Here is a 24,167-nt window from a genome sequence, read left to right on the forward strand (position 1 = left end):
TTCTATGCAACAGGAATCTCAAAGGAGGATTTTTTAGGTGAATGTAACAGAAATCAGTGCAAGTCAGTTCCAAGAGATGGTTCAGGCTGGTGCGAGTCGTCTGCATGTGAATGCAGAGTATGTCAACTCATTGAACGTTTTCCCTGTACCCGATGGTGATACAGGAACAAATATGAATTTATCTATGACCAGTGGAGCAAAAGCAGTGGCGGATTCTCGTTCTGAAAAAGTTGGAGAACTCACAACCATTCTTTCCAAAGGTTTATTGATGGGTGCCAGAGGAAACTCAGGTGTTATCTTATCACAGTTATTCCGTGGTTTTTCTAAGCAAGTCCCAGATGTAGTGACGTTGAATGCAAAGGATTTAGCAGCAGCATTTACTCACGGCGTAGAAACTGCCTACAAAGCAGTGATGAAACCCGTAGAAGGAACAATTCTGACTGTTTCCCGTGAAGCCGCTCGTTCTGGCGAGCGTAAAGCTAAAGAAACTGATGACTGTATCGAAGTAATGGAAGCGGTCGTTAAAGGAGCAAAACGCGCGTTAGCTAAAACGCCTGATCTTTTACCTGTGTTAAAAGAAGTTGGGGTAGTTGATAGTGGCGGTCAAGGTTTGTTATTTATCTATGAAGGTTTCTTAGAAGCTTTATCAGGTGAATTTTTAGCGACAGAAGTTTATGAACCAAGTCCAGGTGAGATGGATGAGATGGTGAATGCAGAACATCACCGCGGTGTCAGTGGACATGTAGCAACTGAAGATATTAAATTTGGTTATTGTACAGAAATCATGGTTCAAATCGGTGAAGGTCCAACTGTTGACAGCGACTTCGATTATGAAACATTTAGAAATTACTTAAATGAATTAGGAGATTCTCTACTTGTTGTAAATGACGATGAAATCATCAAAGTTCATGTGCATACAGAACATCCTGGTGAAGTAATGAACTATGGTCAAAAGTTCGGTTCATTAGTAAAAATCAAAGTAGATAATATGCGCTTACAGCATGAAACGTTGGTTGAACATGATGCCAAGGCGGCTATTGCTCCAAAAGCTCGTGTACCGTATGCGGTCATTGCAATTGCTGCTGGATCAGGTGTTCAAGTATTATTCCGTAGCCTTGGTGCTAGCTACATTATCAGTGGCGGTCAAACGATGAATCCTAGTACAGAAGATATCTTGAAGGCTGTCAAAGAAGTCAATGCTGATCAAGTAATTATTTTACCTAACAATAAAAATATCTTCATGGCAGCAGATCAAGCAGCAGAAGTAGCAGATATTCCAGTAGCGGTTGTTCCAACGAAAACAATCTCACAAGGGATGACAGCTATGCTTGCATTTAATGATCAACAAACACTTGAAGAAAATAAAACAACAATGACAGAAATGATCGAAAGTGTCGTCAGTGGACAGGTAACAACCGCTGTGCGTGATACAACGATCGATAATGTTGAAATCAAAAAAGATGACTATCTAGGAATGATCGACGGCAAAATCGTAGTTTCTGAACCAGATATGTTTAAAGCGTCGTTGGATACACTAAAACGCATGATCGATGAAGATACAGAGATTGTAACGATCATTGTCGGTGAAGACGGAACGATGGAAGAAGCTGAAAAGTTTGTTGAAGCACTGGCTGCTGAATATGAAGATATCGAAACTGAACTTCATGAAGGCGGGCAACCTGTTTATCCATATCTATTTTCAGCAGAATAATAAATGATTTATTGAGCAGGTTGGGACAGAAGTGCTTAACTCTGAGAAATAAGAAGGAATTCACGGAAATTGCTCTTCAAATTTTTGTGACCAAAAGTAGGTACTGTTCTACATCAGCTCGTACCTCGCTGTGTTTTACAGCAACTTCAGCTTATTTCCGAAACCTTCAACTCTTAGTGCTTTAGTACTTAGAATTTGATGTGATCGAAGCATAGCGCAGTAGTTGCTTCTGCTCCCACTGTTTATGCGGATTCAATGTGGCTAGGATGTGACTCGCAGAGTTATGTCCCGGCCTCTTTTTCTATAGAAATTCACAAAAAGAGCTGCATTTTTCGTATTTAATGATATGATCGGCAGTTCGCTTCAAGGGCTAACTTTTCGGAAAAAAGATAAATAGTTGAAAATGACAAAAAGCGTCACAGTCAACTATTTCCTATTTTTCATTCAAGGCTGAACGAGCCCTTTACGCTTTTATTATCTAGCTTCAAGGGCTAGCAATTCGGAAAAAAGAAAAAATTTGAATGAGGCAAAAAGCACCTCAGTCAAATTCTCCTATTTTTCACTCATTGCTGAACGAGCCCTTTACGCTTTTAAAGTCAGGAGGGAATTTGATGGACTTGTTAGATGACATCGGTGTGTTACCAGGCGTTGGGCCGAAACGGGCGGAGAATTTAAAAGAATTAGGGATTCGTACGGTTGAAGATTTGTTGTCGTATTACCCTTTTCGTTATGATGATATTCAAGAAAAAGAATTGAACGAAATTCAGGATCAAGAAAAAGTTACTTTAAAAGGACTCGTCGTATCAGAGCCTGTTGTCAGCCGATATGGGTACAAAAAGAGCCGAATGATGTTTCGAATGATGCAAGACCATGCTGTGATCAACGTTTCCTTCTTTAACCAGCCGTATTTAAAAGACAAAATTGTTATGTCCGAAGAAATAGCAGTCTATGGAAAATGGGACGCGAAACGAAAAGCACTGAATGGTATGAAAATATTAGCAGCGAAAAATGATGGAGAGGATTTTGCTCCAATTTATCATGTTAATAAAAAGGTTCGCCAAAGTAGTTTGGTTCAACTTATCCGCACAGGCTTTGAAAAATATGGTGAGCTGATTCCTGAAATTCTGCCAGAAGAGCTATTAGAAAAGTATCGTTTAATGCCAAGAAAAGCAGCGATGTTTGCTATGCATTTTCCAAGTGATCCAAACGAAAGTCATCAAGCAAAACGTCGTGTAGTTTTTGAAGAATTTTTCTTATTTCAATTGAAAATGCAAGGACTAAAGAGACAAGAAAAAGCGGAGAAAAATGGCTTGAGTATCCAATATGATGTGGAGCGTTTAAAATCGTTCACGCAAAAGCTTCCTTTTGAGCTGACCGCTGCACAAAAAAAAGTGACAAATGAAATTTGCCGAGACTTAATGAGTCCTAATCATATGCAGCGTTTGTTACAAGGCGATGTAGGTAGTGGAAAAACGGTGGTAGCAGCAATTGTTCTTTATGCAACGATGACAGCTGGCTTTCAAGGTGCTTTAATGGTGCCTACAGAGATTTTGGCACAACAGCATATGGAAAGCTTGCAGCAATTATATGATCCCTTAGAAGTGAAAACAGCGCTATTAACAGGATCGACTAAAACTAAAGAACGCCGAGAGTTGCTTGAACAGCTTGCCACAGGCGAAATCGATATTATTATCGGGACACATGCATTGATTCAAGAAGATGTGATTTTTCATAAGCTAGGGCTAGTCATCACCGATGAACAGCATCGTTTTGGGGTGAATCAACGGCGGATTTTAAGAGAAAAAGGGTTGCGGCCGGACGTGTTATTTATGACGGCTACCCCGATTCCAAGGACCTTGGCTATTACGGCTTTTGGTGAGATGGATGTCTCGATTATTGATGAAATGCCAGCTGGGCGAATACCGATCGAGACACGTTGGATTCGACCACCACAATTAGATACAGTTCTAGAATGGATGACTAAAGAGCTAGCTCGTGGTCACCAGGTGTATGTGATTTGTCCGCTGATTGAAGAATCTGAAGCCTTGGATGTTAAGAATGCAACGGAAATTTTTGAACACATGTCCGCTTTTTTTAATCCTACGTATCAGGTTGGGTTGCTTCACGGAAAAATGAAAAATCAGGAAAAAGAAGCGATCATGCAGGAGTTTAAAGAAAATAACTTACAACTGTTAGTTTCTACTACTGTAATCGAAGTGGGTGTCAATGTTCCAAATGCCACTGTTATGCTGATTATGGATGCGGATCGCTTTGGATTGGCGCAGCTACATCAATTGCGCGGCCGGGTCGGTCGAGGCTCAGAGGCGTCTTATTGTATCTTAGTTGCCAATCCGAAAAATGAGATGGGCGTGGAGCGGATGAAAATCATGACAGAGACGAATAATGGCTTTGTCCTGAGTGAAAAAGATCTGGAGCTCCGCGGACCAGGTGAAGTATTTGGCGCCAGGCAATCAGGTGTACCGCAATTTGCAGTGGGTGATATTGTGACAGATTTCAATATACTGGAAGTTGCGCGACAAGAAGCTAATGCGATTTGGAAAAAAGAACAGTGGTGGATGTTACCAGAATATCGCGGGGTTGCAGAGAAGATCAAACCAAATGATGATGAGCAACAGTTTTTTGATTAGAATTAATTGGTACTACTTCAAATCTGGATAAAGTGCTTATGTATGGCTACTATACTTCGCCTCATGAAAGTTGCTTTGCTCCGCTTTTCGTGATCCAGCTGCACAAAGCAACTCTCAAGGAAAATAGATAATCTGTCTATGAAACAAAAAGCGTTTCTTAGTCAGATTCCTAATTTTCATGAGAGTTAAACGCTTTGCTCCGCTTTTCGATGATCTAGCTGCACAAAGCAACTCTCAAGGAAAATAGATAATCTGTCTATGAAACAAAAAGCGTTTCTCAGTCAGATTCCTAATTTTCATGAGAGTTAAACGCTTCGTTCCGCTTTTCGTGATCTAGCTGCATGAGTCAGCTCTTCGGAAAAAAGATGAATTCTATTAGTGACAAAAAGCGTCACGAATAGAATTCCCTATTTTTCTGCCAGAGCTAAACGACTCATTCCGCTTTTCAATATGTTATACTACTTATTGTAATTTACCTAGGAGGGACTATGTTATGAAGATTGCAGTTGATGCAATGGGTGGCGATCATGCACCGCAGGCCATTGTTGAAGGTGTTATGCTAGCCAAACAAGATTTTCCGGAGATCGAGTTTTTACTTTATGGAAAAGAAGATGAAATTAAAAAATATGTCACAGATGAAACAAATATTACTATTATCCATACTGATGAAAAAATTAATAGCGATGATGAACCAGTCAAAGCAATTCGCCGTAAAAAAACGGCATCGATGGTGTTAGCAGCTCAAGCGGTAAAAAATGGCGAAGCGGATGCGATTTTTTCTGCTGGTAATACAGGAGCGTTACTATCAGCTGGATTATTTATCGTTGGGCGGATCAAAAATGTAGAACGTCCAGGTTTGATGTCGACGTTGCCGGTTATTGGTCAGCCAGATGGCGGTTTTGATATGCTGGATTTAGGTGCAAATGCTGACAATAAACCTGAACACCTTGTTCAATACGCAGTGTTAGGTTCTTTTTACGCTGAAAAAGTAAGGAATATCGCTAAACCTCGCGTTGGTCTTTTGAACAATGGTTCTGAAGCGACAAAAGGTAGTGAGCTAACAAAAAAAGCGTTTGAATTATTATCAGAAGAAGCCGAAATCAATTTCATTGGAAATGTAGAGGCTCGTGACTTATTAAACGGGGCCGCAGACGTTGTTGTGACGGATGGTTTTACAGGAAATGCTGTATTAAAGTCAATTGAAGGAACTGCATTAAACATGATGGGACTTTTAAAATCATCGATTCTGGCGGAAGGCTTTAAAGGCAAAATGGGTGCATTACTTTTAAAAAATGCGTTACGTGGTATGAAAGACGAAATGGATTACTCTAAACATGGTGGAGCTGTTCTATTTGGCTTGAAAGCACCTGTGATCAAAACACATGGATCAACAGGGCCAGAGGCTGTTCGTTATACAATTCGTCAAATCCATACCATGCTTGAGACCCAAGTTGTGCCTCAACTTGTTAGCTATTATGAAACAAAAGAATAAGGATTCCTGCAACCTATTTGCAACCGTTTTGTAATAGGTCTGCAAAAAAAGATGGACAAATGGATCATTTGTGAGTACAATGTATCATAGCGTTTAACTCAATCGTGAGGAACGCTTTTCAAAAGCAGTGGAGGTGAATACAGTTGACTCGTGAAGAAGTAGTTGAAAAAGTAGCGAAGATTATCTCAAACCACTTTGATATTGAAGCTGAGAAAGTGACAGATCAATTAAACATTAAAGATGACTTGAATGCAGATTCAATTAGTGTAATGGAATTTGTTTTAGAGCTGGAAGATGAGTTTGGTACAGAAATTTCTGATGAAGACGCAGAGCAAATTGAAACAGTTGGTGCCGCTGTAGATTATATTATGAACAACTTATAAGTTGAAATGAAAAAGTGGAGCAAAACAAATCCTGTTTTGCGCCACTTTTTGTTTATTTGGGCAAATTTACATTACCCAAATGTTGCAATTTTTACAAATATTATATACAATTGCTTAAATATGATTACAATGAGAATATGAATTGTTTGAGACCGATTACAATGAGTGGATAAATAGTAATTATTAAAAAAAGAGGTTTTTTTAATAAATTTTTCTGTTGTAACAAATTATTTAACTGAGCATAGAGGAGTGTATTAAAGTGAGTGATGGTAATCAATTATTAGACGTTCAGCATCTGCATACAGGGTTTCGTATTAAAGACGAATACTATGATGCTGTTGATGATGTGTCGTTTGAATTAGGAAGAAATGAAATTTTAGCGATTGTTGGTGAATCGGGTTGTGGTAAAAGTACGTTAGCTACAACGATTATTGGTCTGCACGATGCAAATAATACTCGTGTCACTGGAGAAATTCTTTACAAGGATTTAAATTTAACTACATTTAACGAACAATTATATAATAAAATCCGCGGCAATGATATTGGGATGATCTTCCAAGATCCTTTATCAGCGTTGAATCCTTTGATGCGGATCGAAGATCAGATCAAGGAAAGTTTAACATATCATACGGATATGAATGCTGAACAAAAACAAGCGCGAGTGATCGAATTATTGACACAAGTGGGCATTCCAAATCCTGAACGTGTTGGAAAGCAGTATCCACATGAATTATCTGGTGGTATGCGCCAACGTGTGATCATAGCAATTGCTATTGCATGTAAACCCGCAATTATTATTGCAGATGAACCAACGACGGCATTGGATGTAACGATCCAAGCGCAAATTTTAGATTTACTCAAGGATTTACAGGAAGAAACTGGCTCGGGGATCATTTTGATCACACATGATTTAGGTGTGGTAGCTGAAATGGCAGATAAGGTGGCTGTGATGTACGCAGGGCAATTCGTTGAAGTGGCAACTGCTGAAGAGTTGTTCAGCAATCCAAAACATCCATACACACGTTCTTTACTGCAATCAATTCCGCAAGAAAATTCAGATGATAGTCAATTACATGTGATCGAAGGTGTGGTTCCTTCGTTGAGCAAATTACCAAGAGAAGGCTGTCGTTTTGCGCCAAGAATTCCTTGGATTCCAGAGGATGCTCATGAAGCAGAACCAACGTTACATGAAGTGTCAGAGGGCCATTTTGTCCGCTGTACCTGTTATCAGCATTTCCATTTTAGAGACGATCAGGAGGAAGTATAATGGCAGAAATTATTCAAATCAAAGACTTGAAAGTTCATTATCCGATCCGTAGTGGTTTCTTTAACAGAGTGACTGATCATGTATTGGCAGTTGATGGTGTTGATTTTATTATCGAAAAAGGGAAAACATACGGTTTAGTTGGCGAATCAGGTTCTGGAAAATCGACTACAGGAAAAGCAATCATTGGCTTAGAGAAAGTAACGAGCGGCAGTATTTTATACCAAGATCAAGATGTGACAAAAGCGCATAATCGCAAAGCCATGAAATACAATAAAGACGTTCAAATGATTTTCCAAGATTCAATGTCTAGCTTAAATCCAAAGAAACGAGTATTAGATATCATTGCTGAACCAATTCGTAATTTTGAGCGATTAAGTGATCAAGAAGAAAAGAAAAAAGTCAAAGGGCTTTTAGATATCGTTGGAATGCCGGAAGATGCGTTGTATAAATACCCTCACGAATTCTCAGGTGGACAACGTCAACGTTTAGGCGTGGCTAGAGCTGTTGCAACCAATCCAAAGCTGATTATTGCCGATGAGCCAGTTTCTGCCTTGGATTTATCCGTTCAAGCACAAGTATTAAATTTTATGAAAAATATCCAAGAAGAATATGGCTTGAGTTATTTATTCATTTCACATGATTTAGGTGTTGTTAAACATATGTGTGACAATATTGCAATCATGTACAAAGGACGATTTGTAGAAATCGGTACGCGTCAAGATATCTATACGAATCCCAAGCATATTTATACGAAACGTTTATTATCAGCAATTCCTAAAATTGATGTTGCACATCGTGAAGAGCACAAAGCGCAACGTCGACAAGTAGAAAAAGAATATATTGAGAATCAAAAAAATTATTACGATCAAAATGGTCGTGTGTATGACTTACGTACGATTAGTGAAACACATCAAGTAGCGTTAAAAGATGGAGGTGCAATCTAATGTGGAAGACGATTTTACGACGTGTACTCTTTATGATTCCTCAAATCTTGATTTTAAGCGTCTTGATTTTCATGTTAGCTAAAATGATGCCGGGTGATCCTTTTACAGGACTGATCAATCCAAATACTGATCCGGCTGTTATTGAAAAAATGCGTGAGTCAGCTGGGTTGAATGATCCGTGGACAACACAATATGTACGTTGGATCGCTAATGTTTTTCATGGTGATTTTGGTGAGAGTTTTATTTTTAAATTACCAGTTTCAACGTTGATCGGCAGCCGTGCAGTAAATACGATTCTTTTATCACTAGTAACCGTTGTGATCATGTACGCCATTGCCTTACCGTTAGGTGTTTTATCAGGTCGCTATCAAAACTCTATTCTAGATAAATTCGTGGTCATCTATAACTTTTTCAGTTTTGCGGTACCGCCATTTATTTTTGCATTAGTGATGCTATTTATTTTTGGTTTCCGTTTAGATTGGTTCCCAACAACAGGGTCGATTTCCAGTGGCGTTGAGCCGGGAACGGGTGCTTATATTTGGGATCGGTTCTATCATTTGATTTTACCGGCGCTTTCTCAAGCCTTGCTTGGAACAGCGATCACGATCCAGTATTTACGTAATGAGGTCATTGATTCTCAGTCGCTAGATTATGTTCGGACGGCTCGTTCAAAAGGGGTACCGACAAATAAAGTCTATACAAGACATATTTTCAGAAATGCTTCTTTACCAATCGTTTCTCAACTTAGCTACGAAATCACAGCTTTAATCAGTGGTTCAGTAGTTATTGAAAAAATCTTTGGCTATCCAGGAATTGGGAAATTATTTATCGACTCGATCGGACAACGTGATTATGCAGTAATTACGGCCTTAGTATTGATTTTAGGAGTTGCAACGCTCGTCGGAAATCTGATTTCAGATATCGTCATGAGTCTTGTAGATCCACGGATTCGGGTTCAATAAAAAATCAATTTTAAGGAGAGGAAGAGACGAGATGGATAAAAATAAAGAAAATACAGTAGTTGCTGTACCAGAAACGATCCCACCGATGGGATTTCGAATGATCGCAAGAGAATTCAAAAAAGATAAATTAGCGATTTTCTCGCTTGCACTGTTAGTAGCCATTTTATTGGTTGTTTTTATTGGCGCTTTATTAGCCGATCAAGACAAAGTAATGACAGTCAGTATTTTAGATAAATATGCCGAGCCTGGTGGAAACTTTATACTAGGAGCAGACGAAGGCGGACGTGATGTGCTAGGCCAATTGATTATTGGTGCTCGTAATTCCGTTGTGATCGGTTTTGCAATTACGATTATCACATCGATCATCGGTGTGGGTATCGGGATTATTTCAGGTTATTATGGCGGAATGTTTGATAATGCAGTGATGCGTGTGGTTGATTTTATTATGATCTTACCGATTATGATGATCATCATCGTGTTTGTGACAATCATTCCTAATTATAATGTTTGGTCTTTTGTAGGAATCATGAGTGCCTTTTACTGGGTCGCCAAAGCGCGGCTATTTAGAAGTAAAACGTTATCTGAGGTTCGAAGAGATTATGTGAGTGCTTCAAAAACCTTAGGAACAAGTGATGTTAAAATCATGTTTCGAGAAATTATGCCCAATCTAAGTTCATTGATCATCACGAACTTAACCATCAACTTTGCGGCAAATATCGGGATCGAAACAACGCTGACGTTCTTAGGATTTGGTTTGCCGACAAATGTACCGAGTCTGGGAACATTGATCGGATATGCCAGCAATGGCGATGTTTTAGCGAATAAAACATGGATCTGGGTACCTGCATCAGTACTAATTTTAGTAATGATGTTATGTATAAATTATATTGGCCAAGCGTTTAAGCGTTCAGCAGATGCTAGACAGCGTTTAGGTTAAGAAGAGGAGGAAGTAGTGTGAAAAGCAAGAAACTTTTGGGTTTAATTACATTAACAGCAGTGGTAGCTGTAACATTAGCTGCATGCGGTGGAGGCAAGAAGTCAGGTTCCGATAATAAGAGTGTGGAAACTGAGGATATCAGTAAATTTACAATGACGGTCAAAAATGATAAAGAAGCAATCAAAGGCGGGACTTTGGATGTTGCAGTTGCGTCAGATACTCAGTTTAAAGGATTGTTTTCAGAAGTCTATTACCAAGATGCTTTTGATAATTATTACATGAGACCAACTCATGAAGGGCTATTTTCATATGATGATGATTTTGTCATTACAGATGATGGTGCTGCTAAATTAGATTTAGATGTTGACAATAAAAAAGCAACGATCACATTGAAAAAAGATGTTAAGTGGTCAGATGGTGAACCTGTAACAGCAGATGATCTGATTTATCCTTATGAAGTCATTGGGAATAAAGACTATACTGGAATTCGTTATGATGATGACTTTATGAACGTTGTGGGTATGGATGAATACCATGATGGAAAAGCCGATGCTATTTCTGGTATCAAAAAAGTAGATGATCAAACGATCGAAGTGACATATAAAGAAATGAATCCAGGCATGTTACAACTAAGTGGCGGTGTTTATACAAGCGCGATACCAAAACATGTGTTTAAAGATATTCCAATTAAAGATCAAGAAAAAAGTGATGCAGTTCGCAAGAATCCTGTAACATTTGGACCTTACTACATGAGTAAGATCGTAACAGGAGAGTCAGTGGAATACTTGCCAAATGAGCACTACTATCAAGGAAAACCTAAACTAGATAAAATCGTATTTACAAACGTACCAACAGCATCTATCGTTGAAGCTGTAAAAGCGAAAAAATATGATTTAGTTTACTCAATGCCAACAGATAATTATCCAACGTATAAAGATTCAGAGGGCTATCAAATGTTAGGTCGTGAAGAATTAGCATACACATATGTTGGGTTTAAATTAGGAACGTATGACAAAGAAAAAGGCGAAGTTATCATGAATCCAGATGCTAAAATGGCTGATGTGAAATTACGTCAAGCAATGGGCTATGCGATGGATAATGATGCAATCGGTCAAAAATTCTACAATGGCTTACGTACTGGGGCAACAACATTGATTCCGCCAATTTTTAAAACATTACACAATACGGATGTAAAAGGCTATCAATATGACCTTGATAAAGCGAAGAAGATTTTAGATGACGCTGGTTATAAAGACACAGATGGCGATGGACTTAGAGAAAATCCTAAAGGTGAAAAATTACAAATCAATTTTGCTTCAATGGCAGGTGGCGAAACGGCTCAACCTTTAGCTGATTACTACCTACAACAATGGAAAGAAATTGGTTTAGATGTGAAACTGGCAACTGGTCGTTTAATTGATTTCCAAGCATTCTACGACAAAGTGAAAAATGATGATCCAGAAATCGATGTTTTCCAAGCGGCATGGAGTGTCAACAGTGCGCCATCTCCAGCAGGATTATATGGACGTAATGCAGCATTCAACTACTCTCGTTTTGCTTCAGAAGAGAACGACAAACTGTTGAAAGCAATCGATTCTAAAGCTTCATTTGATGATAAAAAACGTAAAGAAGCATATGATGCATGGCAAAAATACATGTTCGAAGAAGCACCAGTTATTCCAACATTGTATCGTAATGAAATCATGCCAGTGAATGACCGAGTGAAATCATTTACTTGGAACTATGAAGATACTAGAGATTATTATGGTATTGAATTAACAGCTGAAAAACGTTAGTCGGATGACTTTGAGAGCAAGTAGTTATGAAGTATTCATAGCTGCTTGTTTTTGTTTACGCTTAGCTGCCTAGTCTGTTTATTACATAAGAACAACGAATGAGTTAATAATAGCTTCTTCTTCGCAATACTATCTAACAAGGACAAAGAACAAACATTTTTTGTCACTTGTACACTAGACAGAGATTTTGAAGCATGATAACCTTCTTGTTAAGCGCTTCCGAATTTTGTGTAATAAGAAACCTAAATAAGGAGAGAGATAATATGGACCAAACACTCGTTATCATAAAGCCGGATGGTGTCTCACGTAAATTAGTCGGAGAAATCCTTCAACGATTTGAGCAAAAACAATTAACGTTAAAACAATTAAAAGTAGCCAAAATGTCACGAGAACTAGCGGAAGAACATTATGCACATGTGAAGAAATTTGATTTCTTTGAAGATATGATGACTTATATGACCTCATCGGAAGTCGTTTATCTGGTTTTAGAAGGAAACAGCGTCATTAAAACTGTTCGGAAAATGATCGGCGCAACGAATTGTTTAGAGGCTGAACCTGGAACAATTCGAGGAGATTATGGCGCTAATAGCTATGAAAATATTATCCATGCGTCGGATTCACTAGAAGCGGCCGCAGTTGAGATCAAACGATTTTTTAATGAAACAAATTAAAGCAAAAGCGTATCAGGATGGTGTGACGATCTTGAACGCTTTTTGTCTTTTAAATCGGAATAAAGGCTAGTCTTTGCATGATTTATTATAAAAAGTCTCATACTATACCCAAAAATCATTAGGAAATCCTGCAAATACGATGAATTCAGCAGTGATTTTAGGGCAATTCCCCCCTAACCATTTAAAAATCCCGCAAAAAAAAGTATAATAGAGAAGGTTGTAAATAAACTTAAAGGAATGTAGCAAATGGACAATCAGTTAACTACAGAATTAAAAGAACGTTACGGCATTGTTTTCCATGATGTCAACCTATTAGAACAAGCTTTTACCCATTCATCCTATGTGAATGAGCATCGATACTTAAAACTATCTGACAATGAACGATTAGAATTTTTAGGAGACGCCGTTTTAGAATTATTGGTTTCTCAATATTTGTATAAACAATTCCCAGAGCTGCCAGAAGGCAAGCTGACAAAAATGCGGGCGGCAATCGTTCGTGAAGATAGTTTATCTAAATTTGCGAAAGAATGTCATTTCGACCAATATATTCTTTTAGGCAAAGGGGAAGAAAATTCTGGTGGACGAACACGTCCAGCGTTACTTTGTGATTTATTCGAAGCCTTTTTAGGTGCTTTGTTCCTAGATCAAAAAGTCGATGCCGTCAAGAAATTTATCGCAGAAGTAATATTTCCAAAAATCGATGTCGGTGCTTTTTCACATGAGATGGATCACAAAACACATTTACAAGAAGTCTTACAACGACAAGGGGACGTCAACATTGAATATCGTTTGGTCAATGAAGAAGGTCCTGCCCATGATCGAATCTTTTTCGTTGAAGTTTATGTCAATGAAAAAATGATTGGAACGGGTCAAGGCAAATCGAAGAAATTAGCAGAACAGGACGCCGCTGAACGAGCGCTAAAACAAAATCCTGAATAAGCTTGGAAGGAGCCGTTTTATTCGTGTATTTAAAACGAATTGAGATCGCAGGATTTAAATCCTTTGCGGATCGAACCGTTATAGAGTTTGAAAATGGTGTGACGGCTGTCGTTGGACCAAATGGCAGCGGAAAAAGTAATATCACCGAAGCGATTCGCTGGGTCTTAGGCGAGCAATCGGCAAAAAGCCTTCGCGGAGGCAAAATGCCGGATATTATTTTCGCTGGTTCTGAAGGTCGTAAAGCGTTGAATATTGCCGAAGTAACGGTTGTCTTAGATAATAGTGATCATTTTTTACCGCTAGATTTTACTGAAATTAGTGTAACACGTCGCTATCGTCGAACAGGAGAAAGTGACTTTTATATCAATAAACAAGCCTGTCGATTGAAAGATATCCATGATTTATTTATGGATTCTGGTTTAGGAAAAGAATCATTTTCGATCATTTCCCAAGGGAAAGTCGAAGCAATTTTTAATAGCAAGCCTGAAGACCGTCGCGGTATTTTTGAAGAAGCTGCTGGCGTGTTAAAGTACAAACAGCGTAAGAAAAAAGCCGAACAAAAACTATTTGAAACAGAAGATAACTTAAGTCGTGTGCAAGATATCATCTATGAATTAGAAGATCAATTGACTCCTCTAGCTGCACAAAGCGAAGCGGCCAAGGAGTTTTTGAAGCTTAAAGAGAACTTGACCGAAATCGACGTTAGTTTAACTGTAACTGAAATCGAAACAGCCAAAGAAGTTTGGGAAATCAAAGCAGCCGAACATACAGCAATCGAAGAAAAATTGCAGCTAGCAAGTAAAAAAATCCGTGATTCAGAAGATGAGCTATTCCAGCTACGGGGGAAACGCAATAAATTGGATGAACAAATCGAAACGGAACAACAACAGCTACTGCAAATCACAGAAGCATTGAAACAAACAGAGGGACAAAAAAATGTCTTAGTCGAACGCTCAAAACATACGATGCAAACAACCAGTGAATATCAACAATCTCTGGAAGAAAATGCTGAAAAAATCACACGCTATCGTGAAGAAGTTCAAGACTTACAAGCAAAAGTAGCTGAAAAAAAAGCCCAACGCGAATCATTAGTTGAAGCAATCAAGGCTTCAGAGCTAGAAGTTGAAAAATATAGTAAATCTTCAAAAGAATTACTAGAAGAATTGCGCAGTCAATACGTCGAAGTAATGCAAGAACAGGCAAATACGACGAATGAGCTGAAATATTTAGAACGTCAGTATCAGCAAGAAACTGCTAAAAATCAGCAATCTATCCAAAAGCATGAAGCCTTAGAGAAACAAATGGCGGATGCTTTAGCGGAGAAAGAGCAAGTAGAGACTAACTTAACTTCCTCAGCTCAATCGCTCACAGATCAAAGAGAGCAGTACACTCAATTGAAACATCAGCTGGATCAAAAACAAGGGCAATTAGCTGTGAAACAAAAGCAAATGTATCAAGCGATGAATCAAGTCCAACAAGCGAAAGCACGTCAAAAAAGCTTGCAAGAAATCCAAGAAAATTATTCAGGATTTTACCAAGGGGTTCGAGCTGTGTTGAAACATAAAGACCAGTTAACTGGAATCGTTGGAGCAGTTGCAGAGTTGATCGAGGTGCCAAAAGACTATACTTTGGCAATTGAAACGGCTTTAGGCGGTGCTGCTCAACATGTGGTGGTAGAATCAGAGAAAGACGGTCGTGCCGGAATTACTTTCCTAAAACAACAACATAGTGGTCGGGCAACTTTCCTACCGCTGACAACAATCAAACCGAGAACGATTTCTAGTGCTGTTCGGGATCGTGTCAGCACTATTCCAGGATTTTTAGGTGTTGCTAGTGAACTAGTTCATTTTTCAGATGACGTCAGCAATGTCATTCAAAATCTCTTAGGGGTGACCTTGTTAGCGGAAACGTTAGAAAGTGCCAATCAATTAGCCAAAACAGTGAATTATCAATATCGCGTTGTTTCCCTAGATGGTGATGTCATGAATTCAGGCGGTTCAATGACTGGTGGTGCCAATAAGCGCGGCAATCAAGGCAACCTATTTTCTCAAACGCAAGAACTTCAAACGTTGACTGAGCAAATGGAGCGAGTTGAAAAACAATTAACAGCCACTGAAAAAGAAGTGCAACAGCTGACTGACGAAGCCAAAGAACTAAACGAAAAACTGGAACAACTTCGCTCAACTGGCGAAACAAGTCGTTTGAAACAGCAAGAATTACAAAATAAGTTAGTGAATCAAGAAGAAACGATTACTCGTTTAACCAAAGAACAACGCCTTTTCGAATTTGAAGCTCGTGAACTACATCAGTTTTTAACGGAGTATCAAGCTAGAAAAGCTGAGCTGACTGAACAACAACAAGAACTGAATCAAACGAAAGATCGTTTAGATCAGGAAATGAAACAAGTTGATCAAGAAGCTAGCCAAATGGAAACCTTACGGGCAGAAGCGTTTGAACGGTTCAATCAAGTACAAGCTGATCAAGCTGTTACAGTAGAACAATTAGCACATCTAACGGAGCAAGTAACAGAAAAACAAACCCAGCTAGATGAATTCTTAGCAAGAGAAACAGCGTTGCGCCAGCAATTACAGCAATTGAATAACAACTCAAGTGATCATCAGGTGACAGAAGAAAGCTTAGCTATTCAATTAGAACAATTGGCAGAGAAAAAAGAGCAGTTGCAAACAAGCATTCAAGAAGCAAAAACAGCTCGCCAGCAATTACAAGAACAAGTGGATCAAATCGATATTGGTTTAGCCGAAGAAAATAAACAACAACAACATTTATTAACGGAGCAAACTAAAATCGAAGTTGAGAAAAACCGTGCCGAAATCAAACTGGATAATTCTTTACAATACTTGCAAGAAGAATACAGTTTGACCTTTGAGCGTGCGAATGAAGATTATGAATTGACGATCGACAAAGAGCAGGCACAAATCGAAGTAAAACGTTTGAAGCGTGATATCGAACGTTTAGGTCCAGTCAACCTAAACGCTATTGAACAATATGAACAAGTCAATGAACGCCATGAGTTTTTAGTCTCTCAGCGTGATGACCTGTTAGATGCTAAAGAGCAGTTGTTTGAAACGATGGGTGAAATGGATGAAGAAGTCAAAGCTCGCTTTAGTGAAGTCTTTGAAGCGATTCGTGCCCAATTTAAAGTTGTGTTTCCAAATATGTTTGGAGGCGGTCGAGCAGAGTTGATTTTAACCAATCCAGAAGATCTACTGAATACTGGAGTAGAAATCGAAGCGCAGCCTCCAGGCAAAAAACTACAAAATTTAAGCTTACTCTCCGGTGGCGAACGAGCTTTAACGGCGATTGCGTTATTGTTCTCCATTATTCGTGTCAGACCAGTTCCTTTCTGTGTCTTGGATGAAGTTGAGGCGGCCCTAGATGATGCGAACGTTTCTCGTTTTGGTCATTATTTGAGTGAGTTTGAAGATGATACACAATTTATTGTGGTCACGCACCGTAAAGGAACGATGGAAGCCGCTGACGTGTTGTATGGTGTTACGATGCAAGAATCAGGTGTTTCAAAAATCGTTTCGGTTCGTTTGGAAGAAGTCAAAGAAGGCGGCGCAATTGTCGCTGAGACTTAGTTGTATATGATTGGAGGAAAAAACGGGTTGATTAAATTAGTTGCTATTGATTTAGATGGTACGCTTTTAAATAGTAAAAAGGAAATCTCTGAAAGAAACAAAGCAACGTTAGCACAAGCTAAAGCAGCAGGTGTTAAAATTGTTCTGTGTACAGGCCGACCGTTGGCGGCAATTGAGATTTATCTAGAAGCATTGAATTTACGTGATAATGGTGATTATAGTATTACCTTTAACGGTGGCTTAGTTCAAAAAAACGATACAGGTGAGATCATTGAAAAAGCATTAATGCCATTAGAAGCTGTACATGAGTTATATGAATTAGCTACATCGTTGAATGTACCGTTGGATATTTTATCTGATGGCCTTGTCATGCAGCTGCCTGCTTCACAAGAGCACATTTCTATATACAGCCAATTAAATAATCTGTTGACGTTTGAAACTTATGAGTTAGCACAACTTACAACAGATCAAATTTATAACAAAGCAGTTGTTGCAATTGATGAAACGTATTTAGATGAGCAAATTCAAAAAATACCTAGTTCATTTTTCGAACGCTATGAAATCATCAAAACGAGAAGCAATTTACTAGAGTTTATGCCTAAAGGAATTACCAAAGCCTATGGGATTTCTCTATTAGCTAGGGATTTAGGCATCAAACAAGAAGAGATCATGACGATCGGTGATGAAGAAAATGATTTACCAATGATCGAATATGCAGGACTTGGCGTAGCAATGGAAAATGCTGTCGCTAAAGTCAAAGATATGGCCGATGTCATCACAGATACAAACGACAATGATGGTGTCGCACAAGCGGTTGAGAAATTTGTATTAGAACCATTGAGAGGAGGGAATTAAATGGGATTTTTCGATAAAATAAAAAAAGCCTTTATGAATGAAAAAGAAACGCCACCTGCTGAAATCAAGACAGATGAAGAGGTCATAGAGTCCGTTCAAGAAGAAGTGATGCCAGAAGAAAAACAAGAAGAGACAGAATCACTGGAGCAATTACAACCAGATTCTCTTGAAACAACTGAAGAGCCTGAAAAAGCGGCAGAACCTGAAATCGACCCTCTGATTGGAGTGAATCAAGTTACCCAAGCTGAAGAACTGGTCGAGCCTGAAATTATCGAGGAACAAGAAGAAGAAATCATCGTTCAAGAAAAGTATGAAAAAGGGCTAGAAAAAACCCGTAAAACATTCGGCGAGCGTTTGAATGAATTATTCGCGAATTTCCGATCGGTTGATGAAGATTTCTTCGAAGAACTAGAAGAAACATTGATTGGCGCAGACGTTGGTTTTGATACAGCGATAAAAATCACTGAATCACTACGTCAAGAAGTCAAACTACGTAATGTGAAGAAACCGGCAGCAGTTCAAAATACGATCATTGAAAAAATGGTTGATTTATACGAAGCAGAAGGTATTGAAGAAAATAATGCACTGAATATTCAAGCAAATGGATTAACTGTTATGTTATTTGTTGGGGTAAATGGTGTGGGTAAAACAACCAGTATCGGAAAACTAGCGCACGAATTCAAACAAGATGGTAAGAAAGTGTTGTTGGCTGCAGCTGATACTTTTAGAGCAGGCGCCATTGATCAATTAGTGGTCTGGGGCGAACGTGCGGGTGTTGAAGTCGTCCGAGGGAATGCTGGCGGCGATCCAGCTGCGGTGGTTTTTGATGCGGTGGATCGTGCTAAAGCTGAGAATGCTGATATCTTACTCGTAGATACAGCAGGACGATTACAAAATAAAGTTAATTTGATGAACGAATTAGAAAAAATCAAGCGCGTGATCCAACGTGAATTGCCAGATGCACCGCATGAAGTGTTACTGGTAGTAGATGCAACGACGGGCCAAAATGCCATGTCACAGGCGAAACAGTTTAAAGAAACGACTGATGTGACAGGCTTGGTCTTAACGAAATTAGACGGGACAGCCAAAGGTGGGATTGTCTTAGCCATTCGTAATGAGCTGCATTTACCAGTGAAACTAGTGGGACTTGGTGAAGGTATTGATGATTTAGAACCATTTGATGCAAATGACTTTGCGATTGGCTTGTTTAAAGGCTTATTGAAGGTTGAAGATTAGGAACGGCTGTGTATTTTTAGTTTAAATTAAAAGTCAGCTTTTGAATACGTCAAATAGGCGAGTATTCAAAAGCTGACTTTTTTTGTTCAATTTTTATTTTTAATCAGCTAGATCCAAGGATCCATCAGAAGAATTATGTAATCGGAGCAAATTAGTGTATTTTAATAGGAACTCCTATTAGTGCCAAAAAGCGCCACGAATAGGAGTTCCTATTTTTCAGTCAGAGCTAAACGGTTTGTTCCGCTTTTCTAGATCCAGCTGCACAAACCAGCTCTTCGGAAAAAAGATAACTCCTATTAGTGCCAAAAAGTGCCACGAATAGGAGTTCCTGTTTTTCAGTCAGAGCTAAACGGGTTTGTTCCGCTTTTCTAGATCCAGCTGCACACGTTAGCTTTTTCGGCAATAACGAATAAACATTCGCAGAGAAAAGCACTCTGCTAAAATTTTTCTTCTTATATTGCTCAAAGACTGAGCAAACGTGCTCCGCTTTTCTTATGATCTAGCTACACGAGACAGCTCTTTCGGCAAATAGACAAATCTATGTAAAGATAAAAAACATCTTTACATAGATTTCCTAATTTGTTCAAGAGCTAAACGTCTCGTTCCGCTTTTCTATTATAAATTATTCGATTCAATTCCATAATCTTCAGCGATTTTTTTCAAACTAAAGCCGCGGCCAAATACTTCACTGGCATTCATTGAAACAATAAAGGCTTCTTCATCGATGGCTAAGACACTTTCTTTTACTCTTGAAAAATCTTTCTCACTGATGACAGTCATCATCAACATACTTTGATTTTTTTGATAACCGCCTTCGATTGGCATCATCGTTAAGCCCTTATCCATATCAACTAATATTTTTTCTTTGATTTCTGCATATTTTGGTGAAATGATCATGACATTTTTAGAACGAACAAAGCCGACTTGGACCATATCTACTACACGTCCGATAATGTATAAACAAATCAACGAGAATAATACGGTATTCGTATCAAACACGTACAACGCAGATAAAATCACTAATCCGTCTACAAATAAAATCGATACACCAAGTGAAATTTTGAAATACTTATTGACGATTTGCGAAATGATCGCTGTCCCGCCTGTGGAGGCATTTCCTCTAAATTCTAAGCCCAAACCAATCCCTGTTAAGAGACCACCGAAGATCGTAGCTAGAAAAATATTATGAGTCAACACAGGTAGATGGGTTGTGATCCCAACAAAGAAAGGATAAATTAAACTCCCGTAAATTGTTTTGATCCCAACTTCTTTTCCCAACAATAAAAAACAAAGAACTAACAATGGCAGATTGATTGCATATAAAACCAAAGCAGGATTAAGGCCGAATAGGTAATTAATGACCACACTGATCCCATTGGCGCCTCCAGCGACAATTTTATTTGGTAATAAAATTGAGTTGATCGAGATTGCTAAGATAAGTGAACCAATCGTCACGTATAGAGTGTCTTGAATTTGTTGCTTTGTAAATTTCATTTTATCTATTTCCTCCATTTCTAAAAACGCTGAGATGTCATTGATGAACGATAAATAAGTGCACAAAATAATATCCCCTAGTTATACTATCATGAATGACTAGAAGATATCATGAGATAATTTTAATTTTTTCTGTGATGAGTGTGGTAAAATTAGATAGAAGAGAACAAAGTATCTATTTCATCAAATAAATGTTAAAAAACGTTGATTCCATAAATTTTCATGGTGCTGGATAATCGTTTGTGCACCTAATAATTCATTGTTCAAGGTCGTACTTAATCCTCGTTTCATAAAACAAGTATAGCCTAATCCGTGAGCCATGCGAATTGTGGTATCCACGCAATATTCTGTTTGAGCGCCACAAAATTCAAGTTCGGTTGCGGATAGTTCATCTAGGAGTTCTTTTAACTTAGTTTGGAAAAAAGCGTTGGCATGAGTTTTTCCAATGTAGAAATCTTCAGCTCTGGCATCAAGTTGCTCAAATAATTGCCAATCTGGAGTGTCAGCAACAAGATCGTCATCTTCATGTTGGATAAAAATGATCGGTAAGTGATTATTTCGATAATCTGCAATGCGTTCGTTTGTACCAGCCAATACCTCGTTGAGATGAAATAAACCAGTCCCAAAATGATTCAGACCTTTTTGGAGATCGATGATGATCAAAGCTTTATTCTTCATGTTATTCTCCTTTGCTTCAAATTATTTTTCTTTCTAGTATACTATATAATAAGGTTAGATGACCTCAAAGACGATAGTTATATTGGAATAGCTAAAAATGTAATAAGGTCTATTTTTTGACTAATTGGGGAAGTTTCGTTTCTTTTTGACAAAATTTAAGCTAAAATATTCTTTTTGCTGCTCTTTTTCTATATAATGATGAGTAATAGTAATGGAATAATAACGGGCAAGAAAGGCGACAGTATGAAATTTAAAGAGTTGTTACAGGAAAAAATCGTGCGTCCATATGTTATGGCGGCACGATTTGGATTAGAAAAAGAAAGTCAACGGACTACATTCGATGGTCAACTAGCAATGACTGATCATCCAGAGGTTTTGGGGAATCGTTCGTATCATCCATATATTCAAACTGATTTTAGCGAAACTCAAATGGAATTGATCACACCAGTAGCTAGCTCCATCAATGAAATGCTACGTTATCTTGCAGCCATCCACGATGTGGCGCTGCGTTCAATGAATAAACATGAGATGCTTTGGCCGCTTAGTATGCCGCCGAAATTACCACTAAAAGATGAAGATATCAAAATTGCCAAGCTCGACCAGTTTGAAGGAATTTTGTATCGTCGCTATTTAGCACGAGAATATGGGAAACGCAAGCAAATGGTTAGCGGTATTCACTTCAATTTTGAATATGCGATCGAGTTAGTTGAGCAACTTTTCTCAGAACAAACAGAATATGAAACAATCGAAGAGTTTAAAAACATTTTATATATGAAGGTTTCCCGCAATTACTTACGTTACCGCTGGCTGATTACCTATCTGTTTGGAGCGTCTCCTGTCAGCGAATCAGGTTATTTTACTGCACAAGAAGAGCACCCAAAAGAACCAGTCAGAAGTATTCGTAATAGTTCATTTGGCTATAAAAATAATGAAAATGTCAAAGTATCATATGAATCGTTACAACACTATATTAATGATATTCATCGAATGGTTGAGAACGGTATATTATCAGAAGAAAAAGAATTTTATTCAGCGGTTCGATTACGCGGTGGTAAACAAATGGCTGATTTGCCTAAAACCGGTGTTCGTTACATCGAACTTAGAAATCTAGATCTAAACCCATTTGCGCCATTAGGTGTGGATGAAGAGTCACTTGAATTTATCCATTTATTTATGTTGTATTTACTGTGGACGGATGAAAAAGAAGCGCCAAATGATTGGGTTGCAACTGGGGATTTCTTAAATGAGCAAGTTGCTTTAGGGCATCCTTTTGCTCAAGTGAAGCTTTTAGCGGAAGGTGACCGTATTTTTGCTGAAATGGATGAAATGATTGAAGCGTTAGGTCTATTTAGAGCAAAAAAATCATTGGAAGTTCACCGAGCACAGTTAAGAACTCCAGATTTAACGATCGCCGGAAAAATGTGGACGATTATTGAAAATAATTCTAATCAGGAATTGGGGATTATTTTTGGAAAAGAATATCAAGGAATGGCTTTTGAAAAACCTTATCAATTAGCTGGATTTAGAAATATGGAGTTATCCACGCAATTATTTTTATTTGATATTATCCAAAAAGGTGTAGAAGTCGAAATATTGGATGAACAAGAACAATTTTTAAAACTTAAACATCATGAGCATATTGAGTATGTTAAAAATGCGAATATGACCAGTAAAGATAGCTACATTGTTCCACTGATCATGGAAAATAAAACGGTCACTAAAAAAGTCTTGGCCCAAGCAGGCTTTTGTGTGCCGGCAGGCGACGAGTTTGACACATTGGAGAATGCCGAACAAGCATATGTAAAATATTCAGAAAAAGCTTTTGTAATCAAACCCAAAACGACGAACTATGGTTTGGGAATCACGATCTTTAAAGAAGGAGCTTCATTAGCTGATTATACAGAAGCACTGCAATTAGCGTTTAAAGAAGATTCAGCGGTGTTGATCGAAGAATTCTTGCCAGGCACAGAATACCGCTTCTTTGTCCTAGACGATCAAGTGCGTGCAATCATGCTGCGTGTGCCTGCTAATGTTGTAGGGGATGGTGTGCGCTCTGTGGAGGCGTTGGTAGCAGAAAAAAATCTTGATCCATTAAGGGGAACGCATCATCGCTCGCCATTGGAACTGATTCAGCTAGGTGATGTGGAGCGTTTGATGTTAAAAGAGCAAAATCTATTGACGACTTCTGTTCCGGAAAAAGATCAAATCGTTTATCTGCGTGAAAATTCAAATGTCAGCACGGGTGGTGATTCCATCGATGTGACGGATAATTTTGATGAAAGCTATAAGCAAATCGCTGTTGAAGCTGTTCAGGCATTAGGAGCGAAGATTTGTGGGATCGACTTGATTGTACCTGACAAATCAGTCAAAGGAACCAAAAACAGCCGAACATACGGTATTATAGAAGCAAACTTTAATCCAGCAATGCATATGCACGCGTATCCACATTCAGGTAAAGGGCGTCATTTGACAATGGATGTATTGAAAATGTTATACCCAGAAGTATTTGAATAAATATTGTTGTAAGGAAGTTAAGACGTAACGATTTGAGT

At 38.4% G+C, this 24,167-nt stretch carries 17 protein-coding genes; 15 read left to right on the forward strand and 2 right to left on the reverse strand.

Features of this window, described 5'->3' with window-relative positions:
• The first annotated feature begins 37 nt into the window (after nt 1-37).
• The 14 genes from RV15_RS06070 to ftsY all read left to right on the forward strand — a co-directional run bounded on the left by RV15_RS06070 (nt 38) and on the right by ftsY (nt 19,443).
• Nucleotides 38-1,711 carry a DAK2 domain-containing protein gene (locus tag RV15_RS06070; RefSeq protein ID WP_071877158.1) on the forward strand — a complete coding sequence of 558 codons (1,674 nt, stop codon included), beginning with the start codon at nt 38-40 and terminating at the stop codon, nt 1,709-1,711.
• 611 nt (nt 1,712-2,322) lie between these two features.
• Nucleotides 2,323-4,359, forward strand: a complete 2,037-nt coding sequence (gene recG / locus RV15_RS06075) for an ATP-dependent DNA helicase RecG (protein WP_071877159.1) — start codon at nt 2,323-2,325, stop codon at nt 4,357-4,359.
• 493 nt (nt 4,360-4,852) lie between these two features.
• Nucleotides 4,853-5,851 (forward strand): phosphate acyltransferase PlsX, encoded by a 999-nt coding sequence (gene plsX, locus RV15_RS06080; protein ID WP_071877160.1) that lies wholly within the window; start codon nt 4,853-4,855, stop codon nt 5,849-5,851.
• A 143-nt stretch (nt 5,852-5,994) separates the two neighbouring features.
• A complete protein-coding gene (gene acpP / locus RV15_RS06085; protein WP_071877161.1) occupies nt 5,995-6,234 on the forward strand; it encodes an acyl carrier protein in 240 nt (79 codons plus the stop codon).
• Nucleotides 6,235-6,493: 259 nt separating this feature from the next.
• Nucleotides 6,494-7,501: an ABC transporter ATP-binding protein gene (locus RV15_RS06090; RefSeq protein WP_071877162.1), complete on the forward strand. Its 1,008-nt coding sequence runs from the start codon at nt 6,494-6,496 to the stop codon at nt 7,499-7,501.
• Nucleotides 7,501-8,445 carry an ABC transporter ATP-binding protein gene (locus RV15_RS06095; RefSeq protein ID WP_071877163.1) on the forward strand — a complete coding sequence of 315 codons (945 nt, stop codon included), beginning with the start codon at nt 7,501-7,503 and terminating at the stop codon, nt 8,443-8,445. The genes RV15_RS06090 and RV15_RS06095 overlap by 1 nt, the downstream gene beginning before the upstream one ends.
• Nucleotides 8,445-9,407, forward strand: a complete 963-nt coding sequence (gene opp4B, locus RV15_RS06100; RefSeq protein ID WP_071877164.1) for an oligopeptide ABC transporter permease — start codon at nt 8,445-8,447, stop codon at nt 9,405-9,407. Before RV15_RS06095 ends, opp4B begins: the two co-directional genes overlap by 1 nt.
• A 31-nt stretch (nt 9,408-9,438) precedes the next feature.
• The gene (locus RV15_RS06105) at nt 9,439-10,344 is read left to right on the forward strand and encodes an ABC transporter permease (RefSeq protein WP_071877165.1); all 906 of its coding nucleotides are present in this window, start codon (nt 9,439-9,441) and stop codon (nt 10,342-10,344) included.
• 17 nt (nt 10,345-10,361) lie between these two features.
• Nucleotides 10,362-12,140 (forward strand): oligopeptide ABC transporter substrate-binding protein, encoded by a 1,779-nt coding sequence (locus tag RV15_RS06110; RefSeq protein ID WP_071877166.1) that lies wholly within the window; start codon nt 10,362-10,364, stop codon nt 12,138-12,140.
• Between the two features lie 263 nt (nt 12,141-12,403).
• Nucleotides 12,404-12,811, forward strand: coding sequence for a nucleoside-diphosphate kinase (gene ndk, locus RV15_RS06115; RefSeq protein ID WP_071877167.1), 408 nt, complete (start codon nt 12,404-12,406; stop codon nt 12,809-12,811).
• Between the two features lie 246 nt (nt 12,812-13,057).
• Nucleotides 13,058-13,750 carry a ribonuclease III gene (gene rnc / locus RV15_RS06120; RefSeq protein ID WP_071877168.1) on the forward strand — a complete coding sequence of 231 codons (693 nt, stop codon included), beginning with the start codon at nt 13,058-13,060 and terminating at the stop codon, nt 13,748-13,750.
• A 23-nt stretch (nt 13,751-13,773) separates the two neighbouring features.
• Nucleotides 13,774-17,352: a chromosome segregation protein SMC gene (smc, locus tag RV15_RS06125; protein WP_071877169.1), complete on the forward strand. Its 3,579-nt coding sequence runs from the start codon at nt 13,774-13,776 to the stop codon at nt 17,350-17,352.
• A gap of 27 nt (nt 17,353-17,379) precedes the next feature.
• Nucleotides 17,380-18,207 carry a Cof-type HAD-IIB family hydrolase gene (locus tag RV15_RS06130; protein WP_071877201.1) on the forward strand — a complete coding sequence of 276 codons (828 nt, stop codon included), beginning with the start codon at nt 17,380-17,382 and terminating at the stop codon, nt 18,205-18,207.
• Nucleotides 18,208-19,443 carry a signal recognition particle-docking protein FtsY gene (gene ftsY / locus RV15_RS06135; RefSeq protein ID WP_071877170.1) on the forward strand — a complete coding sequence of 412 codons (1,236 nt, stop codon included), beginning with the start codon at nt 18,208-18,210 and terminating at the stop codon, nt 19,441-19,443.
• 615 nt (nt 19,444-20,058) lie between these two features.
• Here the strand turns inward: ftsY and RV15_RS06145 are convergent.
• Both RV15_RS06145 and RV15_RS06150 read right to left on the reverse strand, forming a co-directional pair.
• Complete coding sequence (locus tag RV15_RS06145; RefSeq protein WP_071877172.1) at nt 20,059-20,937, reverse strand: YitT family protein; 879 nt, start codon at nt 20,935-20,937, stop codon at nt 20,059-20,061.
• 183 nt (nt 20,938-21,120) lie between these two features.
• A complete protein-coding gene (locus RV15_RS06150) occupies nt 21,121-21,615 on the reverse strand; it encodes a cysteine hydrolase family protein (RefSeq protein ID WP_071877173.1) in 495 nt (164 codons plus the stop codon).
• A 243-nt stretch (nt 21,616-21,858) separates the two neighbouring features.
• Here RV15_RS06150 and gshAB point away from each other — a divergent pair, with 243 nt between their 5' ends.
• A complete protein-coding gene (gene gshAB, locus RV15_RS06155; RefSeq protein ID WP_071877174.1) occupies nt 21,859-24,129 on the forward strand; it encodes a bifunctional glutamate--cysteine ligase/glutathione synthetase in 2,271 nt (756 codons plus the stop codon).
• Nucleotides 24,130-24,167: the final 38 nt, after the last annotated feature.

This window comes from Enterococcus silesiacus, assembly GCF_001886225.1.
Lineage (GTDB): Bacteria > Bacillota > Bacilli > Lactobacillales > Enterococcaceae > Enterococcus_L > Enterococcus_L silesiacus.